This window comes from Chelativorans salis, assembly GCF_025336525.1.
GTDB classification, from domain to species: domain Bacteria; phylum Pseudomonadota; class Alphaproteobacteria; order Rhizobiales; family Rhizobiaceae; genus Chelativorans; species Chelativorans salis.
The window spans coordinates 1,050,561-1,065,639 of the sequence record NZ_JAOCZP010000001.1 but is presented as its reverse complement, the minus strand read 5'-3'; the positions used below and the strand labels follow the sequence as shown (position 1 = coordinate 1,065,639).

General features: G+C 65.5%; 7 protein-coding genes. 2 read left to right on the top strand and 5 right to left on the bottom strand.

Annotated elements, in window-relative coordinates:
• Positions 1-23 precede the first annotated feature (23 nt).
• Complete coding sequence (locus N5A92_RS05010) at positions 24-1,826, bottom strand: IlvD/Edd family dehydratase (RefSeq protein ID WP_260900780.1); 1,803 nt, start codon at positions 1,824-1,826, stop codon at positions 24-26.
• A gap of 127 nt (positions 1,827-1,953) precedes the next feature.
• Between N5A92_RS05010 and N5A92_RS05005 the strand changes: the two genes are divergently transcribed.
• Positions 1,954-2,427 carry an SRPBCC family protein gene (locus N5A92_RS05005; RefSeq protein WP_260900779.1) on the top strand — a complete coding sequence of 158 codons (474 nt, stop codon included), beginning with the start codon at positions 1,954-1,956 and terminating at the stop codon, positions 2,425-2,427.
• A 34-nt stretch (positions 2,428-2,461) separates the two neighbouring features.
• On the opposite strand, the gene N5A92_RS05000 is transcribed toward N5A92_RS05005, so the two are convergent.
• From N5A92_RS05000 to N5A92_RS04985, 4 genes are all read right to left on the bottom strand, one after another.
• On the bottom strand, positions 2,462-3,613 hold the full coding sequence (locus N5A92_RS05000) for an Mrp/NBP35 family ATP-binding protein (protein WP_260900777.1): 1,152 nt from the start codon (positions 3,611-3,613) through the stop codon (positions 2,462-2,464).
• A gap of 77 nt (positions 3,614-3,690) precedes the next feature.
• The gene (locus tag N5A92_RS04995; protein WP_260900776.1) at positions 3,691-4,377 is read right to left on the bottom strand and encodes a LysE family translocator; all 687 of its coding nucleotides are present in this window, start codon (positions 4,375-4,377) and stop codon (positions 3,691-3,693) included.
• 109 nt (positions 4,378-4,486) lie between these two features.
• The gene (locus N5A92_RS04990) at positions 4,487-6,835 is read right to left on the bottom strand and encodes a S8 family peptidase (RefSeq protein WP_260900775.1); all 2,349 of its coding nucleotides are present in this window, start codon (positions 6,833-6,835) and stop codon (positions 4,487-4,489) included.
• Between the two features lie 139 nt (positions 6,836-6,974).
• Positions 6,975-9,398 (bottom strand): S8 family serine peptidase, encoded by a 2,424-nt coding sequence (locus tag N5A92_RS04985; RefSeq protein WP_260900774.1) that lies wholly within the window; start codon positions 9,396-9,398, stop codon positions 6,975-6,977.
• Positions 9,399-9,587: 189 nt separating this feature from the next.
• Here N5A92_RS04985 and N5A92_RS04980 point away from each other — a divergent pair, with 189 nt between their 5' ends.
• A complete protein-coding gene (locus tag N5A92_RS04980) occupies positions 9,588-15,050 on the top strand; it encodes an MG2 domain-containing protein (RefSeq protein WP_260900773.1) in 5,463 nt (1,820 codons plus the stop codon).
• Positions 15,051-15,079: the final 29 nt, after the last annotated feature.

Sequence of the window (15,079 nt, the reverse complement as noted above, 5' to 3'; positions counted from 1 at the left end):
CGCAGGGGAGAACCGCGGGCGCGCTAGTGATTGTCGCGCGGGATGCCCTTTTCCTGTGCGATGCGGCGATAAGCAGTCGCCGGCTTGAGCACCATGCCTTCGGCCAACTGGCCCACCATGGCCCGCTGGATCTCCTGCCAGGGCGTCTGGTGGTCCGGGAAGGCATAGCCGCCGGCCACTGCCAGAGCGGAACGCCGGGCATCCAGCTCCTTCTCGCTCACCAGCATGTCGGCGCTGCCCTTGTTGAGGTCGATGCGGATGCGGTCGCCCGTCTTCAACAGTGCCAGCCCGCCGCCGACCGCCGCCTCCGGAGAGGCGTTGAGGATGGAGGGGGAGGCCGAGGTGCCGGACTGGCGTCCGTCGCCGATGCAGGGGAGCGCGTGGATGTCCTTCTTGATGAGGTAATCCGGCGGGCGCATGTTGACCACTTCCGCCGCGCCCGGATAGCCGACAGGCCCGGCGCCGCGCATGACGAGGATCGAATGCTGGTCGATGGCGAGCGCAGGATCATCGATGCGGTCGTGGTAGTCCTCCGGTCCATCAAAGACGACGGCCTTGCCCTCGAAGGCAAGAGGATCGTCCGGGTTCGCCAGATACCGCGAGTGGAATTCTTCCGAGATCACGCTGGTCTTCATGATGGCACTGTCGAAGAGATTGCCCTTCAGGTTGATGAAACCTGCATCGGACTTGAGCGGGTCCGACACCGGGCGAATGACGTTGCCGTCGAGATTTTCCGCATTACGGCAGTTCTCGCCAAATGTGCGGCCGTTCACCGTCTTGGCGTCCGGATGCGGCAGCAGCCCCGCCTTCATCAGCTCCGCCACGACAGCCGGCACGCCGCCGGCGTGATGAAAATCCTCACCCAGATATTCGCCCGCCGGCTGCATGTTGACGAGAAGCGGAATGTGATGGCCGATCCTCTGCCAGGCGTCGTTGTCGAGCGGCACGCCCAAATGCCGGGCGACGGCGTTGAGATGGATCGGCGCATTGGTGGAGCCGCCGAGCGCCGAGTTGACGACGATGGCATTCTCGAAGGCCTCACGCGTCATGATGTCTGAAGGCTTCAAGTCCTCGTGCACCATCTCGACGATGCGCCGCCCGGTTGCGTAGGCCATCTGGCCGCGCTCGCGGTAGGGCGCGGGGATCGCAGCGGAGCCGGGAAGCTGCATACCGAGCGCCTCTGCCAGCGAATTCATGGTGGAGGCCGTGCCCATGGTGTTGCAGAAGCCGACCGACGGGGCGGAAGATGCCGCCAGATCCATGAACTCGTCGTAGTTGATCTCGCCTGCAGCCAGCTTTTCCCGCGCCTCCCACACGATGGTGCCGGAGCCGGTGCGTTTGCCTCGGTGCCAGCCGTTGAGCATTGGGCCGACGGAGAAGGCGACGGCCGGGATGTTCACGGTGGCCGCCGCCATGAGCAGCGCTGGCGTGGTCTTGTCACAGCCGATGGTCAGAACGACGCCGTCGAGCGGATAGCCGTAAAGCGCCTCCACCAGCGACAGATAGGCGAGGTTGCGGTCGAGCGAGGCGGTCGGCCGCTTGCCCGTCTCCTGGATGGGGTGACAGGGAAACTCGAAGGGGATGCCGCCGGCCGCCTCGATGCCGGCCCGCAGGCGCTTGGCAAGCTCGATATGGTGCCGGTTGCAGGGCGAAAGGTCGGAGCCGGTCTGGGCGATGCCGATCAGCGGTTTGCCCGACTGCAGCTCTTCGCGCGTCAGGCCATAATTCAGGTAGCGCTCGATGTAGAGCGCGGTCATGCCCGGATTGTCCGGATTGTCGAACCATTGTTGTGAACGAAGCCGAGTCTTGCGGCTGCCTTGGGTCATGATCGAAGCCTCTGCGGGTTGCCGGGCTCACGGATATTGCATCCCACGTCGGGCGGCAAGGGTGGCGGATGGACAAGGGACCTCGGCTGCGTTAGCCAAGGATGACACCCAACCGGAGGGAGCAGCCATGGCCATGATCATCGAAGGCGAAGAGCGGATCGAGGCGCCGGTGGAGACCGTATGGCGGGCGCTGAACGATCCTGACGTTCTGAAGGACTGCATCCCCGGCTGCCAGGAGCTGGAGAAGAAGTCGGACACCGAGTTCGCCGCCACTGTCTCGCTCAAGATCGGCCCGATCAAGGCGCGCTTCAACGGTGCGGTGGAACTCACAAACCTCAACCCGCCCCATTCCTATACCATCTCTGGTGAGGGCAAGGGTGGCGTGGCCGGTTTCGCCAAGGGCGCCGCTGACGTATCGCTCAAGGAGGACGGACCGGGCGCCACCATCCTCACCTACGAGGCCAAGGCTGATGTCGGCGGCAAGATGGCGCAGCTCGGCAGCCGGCTGATCCAGTCGACCTCGAAGAAACTGGCCGGCCAGTTCTTCTCCGACTTCAACGCCCGCGTGAGTGGCGCAGAGGAGCAAGCGCAGAGCGCGTGAGGGGTGGCGCTTGGCGCCAGCAGATCGGGCCTCGTTACTCGAAAACGATCGCCGGGGCCTCTCCGGCCGCCTCGCTCTCGGCTCTCATCCGTTCCAGCACCTTTTCCGCCACAGCGCGGTAAACCTTCGCCTGCGCCCCTTCGGGGTTCGAGACGACCACCGGCGTGCCGGCGTCCGATGTCTCGCGCACATCCATGGTCAGCGGCACCTCGCCCAGGAAGGGCACACCCAGCCGCTCGGCCTCGTTCCTCGCGCCGCCATGGCCGAAGATGTCGTAGCGCTTGCCGGTGTCGGGGGCGATGAAATAACTCATGTTTTCGACGATGCCGAGCACCGGCACGTCGACGCGGCGGAACATGTTGAGCCCTTTGCGAGCGTCGATGAGAGCAAGGTCCTGCGGCGTCGATACGATGACGGCACCGGCCAGCGGCACCTGCTGGGCCATGGTGAGCTGGGCATCACCCGTGCCGGGCGGCATGTCGACCACCAGCACGTCGAGCGGCCCCCATGCAACGTCGCGCAGCATCTGGCGCAGCGCTGACATGACCATCGGCCCGCGCCAGATCATCGGCGTTTCCTCTTCGACGAGGAAGCCGATGGACATGACCTCGAGCCCGTACGCCTGCATCGGCTTGAGCGTCTTGCTGTCCACCATCTCCGGCTTGCCCTTGAGCCCCAGGAGGCGCGGCATGGAGGGGCCGTAGATGTCGGCATCCAGAATGCCCACCTTCAGCCCGAGGGCACTGAGACCCAGCGCCAGATTGACGGCGGTGGTGGACTTGCCGACGCCGCCCTTGCCGCTTGCCACGGCGATGATTGCCTCTATCCCCGGCACACCGGCCTTCGCCGGCTGCTGCCCTTGGGAAGCCGCCGGGCTCCTTTGCTGCGGCCGCGGCGCGGCTTGAGGCTGCGGTGTCGCACCCATGCCGCCGCCCTGCTTTTCCGCCGTCAGCGCCACCATGGCACCTGCGACACCGGGAATAGATTTCACTGCATCCTCGGCAGCCTGGCGCATGGGCTCCAGCTCCTGCGCACGGTCGGCGGGAACAGTGATGGAGAAAAAGACCTTGCCGTCGGCGATAAAAATCTCCGACACCAGGCCGCGCGAAACGATATCGCCTTCACGGTCCGGTCCCTTGATGGTGCTGAGCTTATCGATGACGGCTTGACGGGTGACGGCGCTCATTGCGGCTCGCTTTCCTTCGTGTTCGCCTGCCAGATAGTCATGTTTCGCGGAAATACCAAGCGCTGGCGGCGGAAGGGTCAAACGGTCACAGGGTTGCGGCTGTCGGCGAGGATGCGGCCGCCGATCCCCACGAAGCACACGCCTGCCGCCCGCTCCACCCAATGCCGCGCATCGGAAAATCGACTGAGGATGAGCCGCGACGACATGAAGAGGCTGACGAGCGAGTACCAGGCAAGCGCGCTCAAGACGACGAGAACCACCATGGCGATAAGTACCCACACCGGCGTCTGGGCGGTGATCGAGGTCGCGAAAACGCTGGCGAACAGAACGATCGCCTTGGGGTTCGTCAGCGTGACGAGGAACCCGAAGATGAGCGGACTGCGGCCGGCGCCGCTCTGCGCCTGGTCCACCGCCAGTTCCTGCGGCTTTGCGAACACCAGCCGGATGCCGAGATAGATGAGATAGCAGCCGCCGAGAACGCGGATCGCCCAGGCGAGCCACTGAAACTCCATCAGGATTGCCGAAAGCCCCAGCAGGCTCAGCGTCGCATAGAGGCCGAGGCAGACAGAAACACCGACCGTCGTCTTCAACCCCGCCAGTGTGCCGCCGGTCATCGACGAGCGGACCACGGCCACGAAATCCGGCCCCGGCAGCACGAGCGCCGGGATGAAGATGGCGAAGACACTTATGAGGACAAGCACTGCAACGTTTCCCTTCGGCGCGACCGCGCGTGTGATCGAGAAAAGCATGGTGGCGGACGACATGCAACAACACGCACCGGTGCGAAAACGGCAGAAGTCGAGCCATGACCGGCAAGCTGGAATTGCGGGGTTCGGCTATGTGGCGCGCGAGGTCCTGCCGGTAACCGGCGGGCTAGAACTTCTTCTTCAATCCCAGCGAGACCGAAAGCACCGGATCGGGATCGCTGCCCGCCACGAAGTCCGTGTTGAGGCCGAACAGCACGTCGAAATCACTCGCTGTGCGGTTGCGGTAGACAAAGCCGAGGCGCAGCGGCAAGTCGGCCTTGGCTAGGTCGATGCCGATCTCTTCATAATGGATGGTGCCATCCGTATCGCGGCCGACCGGCAAGCTGAGGTCGGCTTTGCCTGCGACCGTCTTGGGCCGCAAGCCGGCATAAAGGTCGAGCGTGTCGCGCCCGGTGATAACGCCGCGGCGGCGGGCCGAGAGGCCGCCGCTGGCATAGGCGAAGGCGCCGTAGTCGACGAGCGCCGAGGGATCGTCCCCCACGAAACCGCTGCCGAACTCGGCATAGGCGCCGACAGACCAGGCGGACGAGAGCGCGGTGCTGATGCTGAAGCCCGCGGCTACGTTGCCCGTGTCTTCCGCCGGTAGGAAAGGGCCGTTCGCGGCATTGCCGAAAAAGCGATTGGCGCTGTGACCGAAAGAGAAGGAAAGCTCCGTGGCGAAGTTCTCGCGTGCCGTCAGACGCGACAGGGAGAAGGCCGCGCTGCTACCTTCCTTCACTTGTTCCATGTGCCCGGCGAACTGCAAAAACCGCCCCTCTCCAAGCGGGAAGACGTGCGAGAAGGCGGTATCGCCGCCAAGATTGGCGAGCGTCTGGGAGAAGAACAGCTTCGGCACCGCCGCGTCTTCCAGGGCAGGAACGGCGATGGAGCCGGCCTCCAGGAACGAGAAGCTCGTTGCCACCCCTTCGACATTGCGGGCAAGCTGGCCCGCATTCGCCTGACCCGAGGAAAAGCCGCCATTGGCGCCCTCGGCGCCGAGCGCCCTGCCCGGCAGGTAAAAATCCGTTCCCAGCGCATCGACCGCCATGATGTCGCGTTTGGCCAGCGTCTTGGCGATAGCATTGCCGACAACCGGGCCGGCGGTGGCGATGCCTTCGTCGAGGCTTGTGCGCGGCCCGGAAAAGACATTGTCGCCGCTGGCGATGGCCAGTCCGCCGACCGGCGAAAGCGCTGCCTTGATGTCCGGCACGCCGTGGCCGTAGAGGCTGGAATAGGCGTGTTTGACGCCGGGTGCAAACGTCTGCTCGCCGGCCTTCGAGTTCTGGAAGCCATCCCATCCCGTCCGCGCCGTCGCCAACAGACGCACGGTCCACTCTGCCGGCGACAGATTTGGAAAAGCCTGGGCGAGGAGGGCGATCTGCCCCGAGACTTGCGGCGCGGCGAAGGACGTGCCGGTTGCGACGCCGTAGGACGTATTGCTCGATGCGGTCGGCGCGTAGGTGTAGCCTTCGCTGGTCAGGCAGAACCTGGCGGCGGAGCCGCAGGGTGCCGACTGAAGCTCGGCATCAAGGATGCTGCCATCGCTTTCATCGACCGTGAAACGCGCATTGCTGACGGCGAGCCAGGCCTCGGAAAGCTCCGGCACGAACAGGGGGAGTGCTGCCCAGGAGGAGGCATCGCTCTCTCCGTCGTCCGCCGCGCCGAGATTTTGGTTATTGGAGTTGGCGAAGACGACGACTCCCGTCTCCTGGAAATTGTCGTAAGCCTCGAACAGGTTCTGCCAGTCCGCCGCCAGGCTGGTGTTCCCTCCGGCGAGATATTCCGCATAGCTCTCCGCGTCGGAAGCCTCGAAGGCTGCCATCTCCTCGTCAGCGGCGGTCTGCTCGGCAAATCCCCACGAGTTATTCTGCACCACGGCGCCCCGCGATGCCGCGTCGTCGGTGGCTGCGGCCAGATGGTCCAGAAGCCCGCTGGTATTGCTTACGGACTCCCAGGACGTCAGATGCAGGTCCGCCTCCGGCGCCACACCCATCATCTCATTGCCGTCCGCGTTGCCGGCAGCGACGCCGGCGACACCCGTGCCGTGATCTTCCGTCGCAAACGATTGACCGCCGAAGAAAGTGTGGATCGTTTTGCCGGAGAATTCTCGATGGCTACGGCGGAAACCATCGTCGACGACAGCAATCAGCGTGCCTTTGCCGCGCAGCCTGGTTCCATCGTCGAGCGTGGCCGTATGTGCGTAGTGGATGTTCTGCAGGGCGTAGTTGGTGGTGCCGCTGCAGCCGGGATTCCTACTGCCGCTGCAGGAGGGATCGACCCCTTTGAACTCGGAAGTCGCGGCATAGCTGGCAGCAGCCGTCTCGTTCATCACCGGATAGTCGGAAGAGCTGGCTGGCGGCTCATCGTCCGGTGGTGAACTGCCGCCATTGCTGTCGCTGTTACTGCCGCCGCCCCCGCAGCCTGCAACGAGCAGAAACGTCGCACCGGCGATCAGCCGCAGTGTAAAATCCCTCATGGCTCCCCGGCTCGCTGCTTTCACGAAGCAGCCCATAGACCCCTACTCTACACTCGCCCATACCAGACGAATCATAACTATTAATATAGGGAGAAGCTATTGGAGGGTCCGCGGTTTGCCAAGCGCCAGTCACGCACATTCAGAACGTCTTCTTCAACCCGAGCGAGAGTGATAGCGCAGGGTCGGGTTCCCTACTGGCCGTGAAGTCGGTGTTGAGGCCGAAAAGCATGTCGAAGTCGTTATTCGTACGGTTGCGATAGACGAGGCCAAGGCGCAGCGGCATGTCCGCTTCAGCCAAATCCACGGTCAGCTTGTCATATAGAATGGTGCCGTCGTCCTTGCGCCCCACCGGTAGGTGGACGTCGGCCTTGCCGGCGACAGGGCGCGGTTGCACGCCGGCATAGAGGTCGACGGTGTCCCGGCCGGTGATGACGCCGCGACGGCGGGCGGTCAGGCCGCCGCTGGCATAGGCGGACGCACCGTAATCCACCAGCGCCGTCGGGTCGGCCCTGACGAAACTGCTGCCGAGCTCCGCATAGACGCCGACGGACCAGCCGTCGGGCAACGCGGCGCTGAAGCTTAGACCGGCGGCCGCGCTTCCTGTGTTGTTCGCAGCAACGAAGGGACCACGCGTCTCCGCTCCGAAGAAGCCGCCGGCGCTATGACCGAAGGAGAAGGAAAGTTCCGTGGCGAATTTGTCGCTGGCCGCCAGGCGCGATAGGGAGAAAGCAGCGTCGCTGCCATCGCCCTCCTGGCCGATATGGCCGGCAAGTTGCAGAAACCTGCCTTTCCCGTTGAGGGGGAAGAGGCGCGAGAAGGCTGTCTTGCCCCCGAGATGGCCGAGAGACTGGGAGAAGAAGAGCTTCGGCACGGTGACGTCGTGCAGAGGAACGGGCGCGCCGCCTCCTCGCTCCATGAAGGCGAAGGTGCCTGCCACCTGTTCGACATTGCCGACCATGTCGCGCGCATCGGCGGTGCCGGCCGGCTGGGTGGCGGCGGCTTTGCCGCCGAGCGCCTTGCCGGGCACATAGAAATCCGTTCCCAACGCGTCGATCACCATGACCTCGCGCCCGGCGATCGCCTTGGCGACACCGTTGCCGATCACCGGAGCGGCCGTGGCGATGCCGGCGGCAAGGCTGGTGCGCTTTCCGGAGAAGACGTTGTCGCCGCTGGCGACGGACAGTTTCCCTACAGGCGCAAGCGCCGCCTTCATATCCGGCAGTCCATGACCGTATAGGCTGGAATAGGCATGGGTGATGCCGGATGCAAAGGTCTGCTCACCGATTATCGACTGCTGAAAGCTCTTCCAGTCCGTCCGCGCCGTTGCCAGGAGACGGGCCGTCCATTCAGCAGGCGACAGGTCCGGGAAAGCCTGGGCCAGAAGGGCGATCATGCCGGACACTTGCGGCGCGGCAAGGGAGGAGCCGCTTGACACGCCATATCCGTCGTCGCCCCAATCCGGGTTCGGAGCGTGCGCCGTTCCGTCGCTTGTCAGGCAGAACCGGGCGGCCGAGCCGCAGGGCGCCGATAGGAGCTCGGCGTCGAGAATGCTGCCGTCTTTCTCATCGACCGTGAAGAAAGCGTTGCTGACGACGAGCCAAGCCTCGCGAAGATCCTCATAGCCGGGGAATACCGGCAGCGCGGCCCATGCCTCGACATCGGCCTTGTTCTTATCCGGATAAACCGCTGCGCCGAGTTCGTTATCGTTGGAGTTCGCGAAAACGATAACGCCCGTCTTCTGAAAGTCTCTGTAGGATTCGAAAAGATCCCGCAGGTCTCCCGCCGGGGCTCCGAGGCGCAAGGAAAGGAAATCGGCGTAGTCTGCGAAATTGGCGCCGGCGGCGTTGAAGTCCGCCAACTGGTCGTTGGCAGCGGTGTCGTATTCTTCCGCTAGGCCCCAGGAATTATTCTGTACGACGGCGCCATGCTCCGCTGCGTCTTTCGTAGCCTCCATCACCGGCCGCACCCAGTTATCCTTCGGAAGCGCGGCCAGATGCAGGCCCGCCTCCGGCGCCACGCCCATGATCCCTTTGCCGTCTTTCTTGCCTGCGGCTACCGCAGCCGCCGCGGTTCCATGTCTGTGAACCGGTAGGTCCCCATAGGCGACGATGTCCTTATCCTCCAGCTCCTGATGGTCGACGTCGAAACCGGAATCCAGCACCGCAATGCGCGTGCCCTGTCCGCGCAGCTTGGTTCCGTCGGGTAGTTTCGCGGTATGCGCGAAATGAATGTTCTGCAGGAGGTAGTTGCCGGCGCTGGCACAATTGGCACCGCGCAGGGCCTCCGCCGTGCAGCCATTCGGGTAGCCGTATCTCTTGCGATGATTATCCTCCCCATTGTGGCTGGGATCGAGGTTGCCGAACTCTCTTCCCATAGCGTATTTAGCGGCGGCCGCCGCATCCAGCGTCAGCTGATCCGGCTCCGGATCTGGGCTCGGAGAGGGACCGGGTTCCTGGGGTGGCGGTGTCCCCAGCCCCGGGTCGCTGCTGCCGCCACCCCCTCCGCAGCCGGCAATGACCGCGCATGCTGCACCGGCCAGCAGCCGGCGGATCGTGTCTCCCATGTGCTTCTCTTTCTATGCCGCATTTGTCTCTTCGCCGGCTGCGCAGCCGGAAAGTCCGAACTTGGCGCAACTGAAAGTTATAGAGGAGTAAGGTTGTCCTGACCGACCTTCCGCGCCCGCTGTTGACAGGCCTTCACGAAACTGGGCGAATATCATGGGGACGATAGCGGCAGCGCCTGGAGGAATGCGATGTGCACGTTGCGTGGGCTCCTTTTACTCATGTTTGTCCTTGCGCTGACGGTTCCCGCCGCCGCGCAGGATGCCAGGCGCATCGTCACCACCGAGGACAGCGACTATTTCGGCTTCGATCTGCGTACCGAGCAGGACGCCTCGTTGGATCAGTGCGAAAGCGCCTGTCTCGGCAACCGGCAATGCCGGGCCTTCACCTACAATACGCGCGCCCGCTGGTGCTTCCTGAAGTCGGACTTCAACGTCCTGAACCCTTTTAGCGGCGCGGTCGCCGGTAAGGTGGTGACTGCCCGCGCCGAGCCGGACATCGGCGCGCCGCCCGAGCTGCGTTTCGTGCCGGGCCATGTCCTGCAGGAAGCCGAGCAATATCGAAGCGAGGTGCTGCGCAACGCCAGCGCGGGCGACGCCGGTTTCGTCGCCCTCACCTCCGCCGCCGACCAGGCGCTTTCCGGTGGTGATGCACACACCGCGATACGCGACTACACCGCCGCCATTGCCGTTGAGCCGGAGAATGCCTCCTTATGGACCGGCCTTGCCCGCGCCGCGACGCAGGCCACGCCCGCCGACCAGCAGACCCCCTATAGGCTGCAGCGTGCCGCCACGGGTGCGGCCGTGACCGCCTATCGCCTGTCACGTACCGCGATGGCACGCGCCGATGCGCTGGCCGCGCTCGCCGGGGCGCTGGAGTTGCGCAGCCTCTTCCGGCCGGCCATCAGCGCCTACGAGGCGAGCCTCGCCCTTCACTCCTCGGCAAGCGTGCAGGCGCTCTATGCCGATCTCAAGCGCCGCAAGGGCTTCCGCGTCGTCGATCACTCGGTCGATGCCGACAGCGCCACACCGCGCGTCTGCGTCCAGTTCTCCGAGGACCTGGTCAAGAGCGGCGTTGACTACGCGCAATACGTGACCGTCGACAACACACCCGCCGCAGCCATCAACCAGAGCGACAAGGAACTCTGCGTCACCGGCCTAAAGCATGGCGAGCAACACCGCGTCGTCATCCGCCAGGGCCTGCCGGCGGCGATCGGCGAGGTGATCTCCGAGCCGGTGCCGCTGGAAATCTATATTCGCGACCGCGCTCCCGCCCTGCGCTTCACCGGCGACAATTTCGTGCTGCCGTCGAGCGCCCGGCGCGGCATCCCCCTGGTCTCGGTCAATGCCTCGAGCGCCGAGCTTTCGCTCTACCGTGTAGGCGACCGCGCCCTGGCACGGCTGATGACGGAATCGAAGTTCCTCCAGCAGCTCAGTGATTACGAGATAGACGAGGTCGCCGGAGACATGGGCGAGCCAGTCTGGCATGGCACGATCGACATCGCCTCCGGATTGAACAAGGACGTTGTCACCAGCATCCCCATCGACGAGGCGATGCCGGAACGCAAGCCCGGCATCTACATGCTCACCGCCGTCCCCGAAGGCGACCTGAGTGAGCGCTGGGACAGCCGTGCTACCCAGTGGTTCCTGATATCGGACATCGGTCTGTCCACCTTCGCCGGCGAGGACGGGCTGTCCGTCTTCGCCCGCTCGCTCGCTACGGCCAAGCCGATTGCCGGCATTAAGTTGACGCTGCTTGCGCGCAACAACGAGGTGCTCGGCGAGGCGACAACGGACGGCGACGGCCACGCCCGCTTCGCGCCGGGCACGGTGCGCGGTGACGCCGGGCTTGCGCCAGCCGCCCTCCTCGCCGAGGGCGGCGAAGAGGATTTCGTCTTCGTCGACATGACGCGCGCCGGCTTCGACCTGTCGGACCGCGGCGTTGAGGGGCGCCCGGCGCCCGGCCCGCTCGACGTCTTCGCCTGGACCGAGCGTGGCATCTATCGTGCCGGCGAGACGGTGCACGCGGCGGCCCTTGCGCGAGACCCTTCCGCCGAGGCGGTCGACAACCTCCCACTGATCTTCATCTTCCAGCGCCCCGACGGCGTTGAGGACCGCCGCATCGTCTCGCAGGGCGCCGAGCTTGGCGGCCACGCCGTAGACCTGGCGCTGCCCGAAAATGCCATGCGCGGCACGTGGTCCCTGCGCGTTCACGCTGATCCTAAGCAGGCGCCGATCGCCGAAAAGATGTTCCTGGTGGAAGACTTCGTGCCGGACCGGACGGAGTTCGAACTTTCGAGCGCCGCCGACACGATTGCCATCGGCTCCTCAACCGAGGTCACCCTCGAAGGCCGCTATCTCTACGGCGCCCCTGCCGCGGGTCTGACGCTCGAAGGCCAGTTGACGGTCGGCCCGACGCGCGAATGGCAGCGCTTCCCCGGCTATGTCTTCGGTCTTGAGGACGAGGAGAACGTGGAGGCCACGCGCCTACCGCTCGCCGGGCTCCCGGACACAGACGCCGACGGCAAGGCCGTCTTCGATATTTCCATCGACAGCGCGCCTTCCACCACGCAGCTTCTGACGGCCAAGGTCACCATGCGGATGCGCGAGGCCGGCGGCCGCGCCATCGAGCGTTCGCTCGACATCGGCATCGAGCCGGAAACCGATGTCATCGGCCTGAAGCCGGAGTTCCCCGGCGGCCGGGTGCCGGAAGGCGGCACGGCGAATGTCCGCGTCATCGCCGCCGATCCGTCAGGCCAGCGCATCGTCATGCCGGGGCTGAAATGGTCGCTGCTGCGGGTCGAACGGCACTACCAGTGGTACCGCAACGGCGGCTCCTGGAGCTACGAGCCGATCGACACCACGAGCCTCGTGCAGGAAGGCACCGTCGACGCCGCGCCCGACTCCGAACCGCAGATCAGCGTTTCCACCGACTGGGGCCGCTATCGGCTCGAGGTCGAGAGCGCGGAGCCCGGCGGTCCCATCTCCAGCGTGGAGTTCGATGCCGGCTGGTATGTCGCGGCAAGCTCGACGGAAACGCCCGACGGCCTGGAGATCGCGCTTGACCGCGAGAGCTATGCGCCCGGCGATACAGCACGGCTAAAAATCTCGCCGCGCTTTGCCGGTGAGGCTTTAATCACGCTGGGCGCGGAGAGCCTGCAGCGCACCTTCACCGTCAGCGTTCCCGAGGAAGGCACGACCGTCGATATCCCGGTGACCGACGATCTCGGCGCCGGCACCTATGTCACGGCGACCCTGTTCCGGCCTGGCGAGACCACGGAAAACCGCCTGCCCATGCGCGCCATCGGCGTCCGCTGGCTGAAGGTCGACCCGGACGCCCGCTCGCTCGCCGTCGATCTCGACGTTCCCGACAAGATGCAGCCCGACAGCAGGCTCTCCATTCCCGTTTCCCTCGGTGGGCTTGCTGCGGGCGAGGAGGCGTATGTCACCGTCGCCGCGGTCGACGTCGGCATCCTTAATCTTACGCGCTACGAGGCACCGGATCCTGCCGGCTGGTATTTCGGCCAGCGCATGCTAGGGCTCGAGATGCGGGACATCTTCGGCCGGCTGATCGACGGCTCGCTGGGTGCGACCGGCCGGCTGCGCACCGGCGGCGACGCCGGCGGCATGACGTCGACCGGCAGCCCGCCGACGGAGGAACTGGTCGCCTTCTTCTCCGGCATCGTCCGGCTGGATGACGACGGCAAGGCCGAGATCGGTTTCGACATTCCGCAGTTCAACGGCACGGTGCGCGTCATGGCCGTCGCCTGGTCGAAGAGTGCAGTCGGCGGCGCGTCGAAGGACGTCGTCATCCGCAATCCCGTCGTCGTGACGACGAGCCAGCCGCGCTTCCTCGCACCCGGTGACGAGGCGCGAATGCTCGTCGAGATCGCCAACACGGATGGGCCTGCGGGCGATTATACGCTTTCGGTCACAGCCGACGGCGCGGTCGCCGTCGACACGGCCTCGGCGCCGGCAAGCCTGAACCTTGCAGCCGGCGGCAAGACGAGCCTTTCGCTGCCGCTTTCCGCACAGGAGGCGGGCACAGGCAGCATCGCCGTCTCGCTTGTCCACGATTCCGGCCTGGCGGTGGAAAAATCCGTCAGCCTGCCGGTCAGGCCCGGTGTCATGCCGGTGGCCACGCGGCGCACGGTGACGCTCGCCGCCAATGGCGGCAGTTTGAAGATCGACGGCGGGCTTCTCGCCGACAGCTTTGCCGACGGCGCCTCCGTCACCGTCAACGTCTCGCGCGCCGAGGCCTTCGACATCCCCGCGCTTCTGATGTCGCTCGACCGCTACCCCTATGGCTGCGCCGAGCAGATCACCAGCCGGGCGCTGCCGCTGCTTTATGTGGGCGAACTGTCGAAGGCGGCCGGTCTCGATGACGATCCGGCGGTCAAGGATCGCATCGAGAAAGCCATCGCACGCGTGCTCTCCTATCAGTCCTCCGCAGGCAGCTTCGGCCTGTGGAGCCCCGGCTCCGGCGACCTGTGGCTCGACTCCTACGTCACCGATTTCCTGACGCGGGCTGGCGAGCAGGGCTTTGCCGTGCCGGAGCAGGCGATGACGCAGGCGCTGCAGAACCTGCAGAACGCGCTCGCCTATGACACGGACGTCAAGTCCAACGGCGACAAGATCGCCTACGCGCTCTACGTGCTGGCGCGCAACCGCCAAGCCTCTGCCGGCGATTTGCGCTACTACGCCGACACGCGCCTGGACGAGTTCGCCAGCCCCTTGGCGCGCGCCCAGATCGCCGCGGCACTGGCACTCTATGGCGATGCGCAGCGCGCCGAGAGCGCCTTCCACTCCGCCTTCAGCCTGGCGCAGTCGACGACGGACGGCAACATGGCGCGCTCCGACTACGGCTCGCGCCTGCGTGACCGCGCGGGGATGCTGGCGCTCGCCGCCGAAAGCCGCCCCGAGCCGACGCTGGTGCCGCAGATGGTCAGCCTCGTCTCCGACATGCGCGGCCGCACCCGCTATATGAGCACCCAGGACGAGGCGTGGATGCTGATGGCCGCCCGGGCCTTGAGCAAGACGAGCGAGGACATCGCGCTGACCGTCGACGGCACGCCGCACGCGGGCGCCTTCGCACGCCAGCTTTCCGGTGATGAGGTGGCCAAGGAACCCTTCACCATCGCCAACACGGGCTCCGAGCCGGTCGAAGCGGTGCTGACCACAGTGGCCGCACCCCGGCAGCCCCTGCCGGCGGGCGGCGAAGGCTTCACCATCGAGCGCACCTATTATCGCCTTAACGGCACGGCGGTGAACGTCTCGCAAACCCGCCATAACGAGCGCTACGTCGTCGTGCTGGAGGTCACCGAGGCCAATGCCTGGCCCTCGCGCGTGCTGGTGTCGGACCTGTTGCCGGCCGGCTTCGAGATCGACAATCCGCGGCTCGTCGACAGTGCCCAGCTCGACAATTTCGAGTGGCTGGGCGAGACCACCGCCGTGCACACCGAGTTCCGCGGCGACCGCTTCATCGCCGCTTTCGACCGCACCGCCGGCGACGACCGCGACTTCAGGCTCGCCTATGTCGTGCGTGCGGTGACGCCGGGCACCTACACCCATCCTGCGGCCAGCGTCGAAGACATGTACCGGCCGCAGCTTTCCGCGCGCACGGCGACCGGCCTCATGGAGATCGCGGGCAACTGACCGTGGACCGGAAGCACAAATGGCTTGCC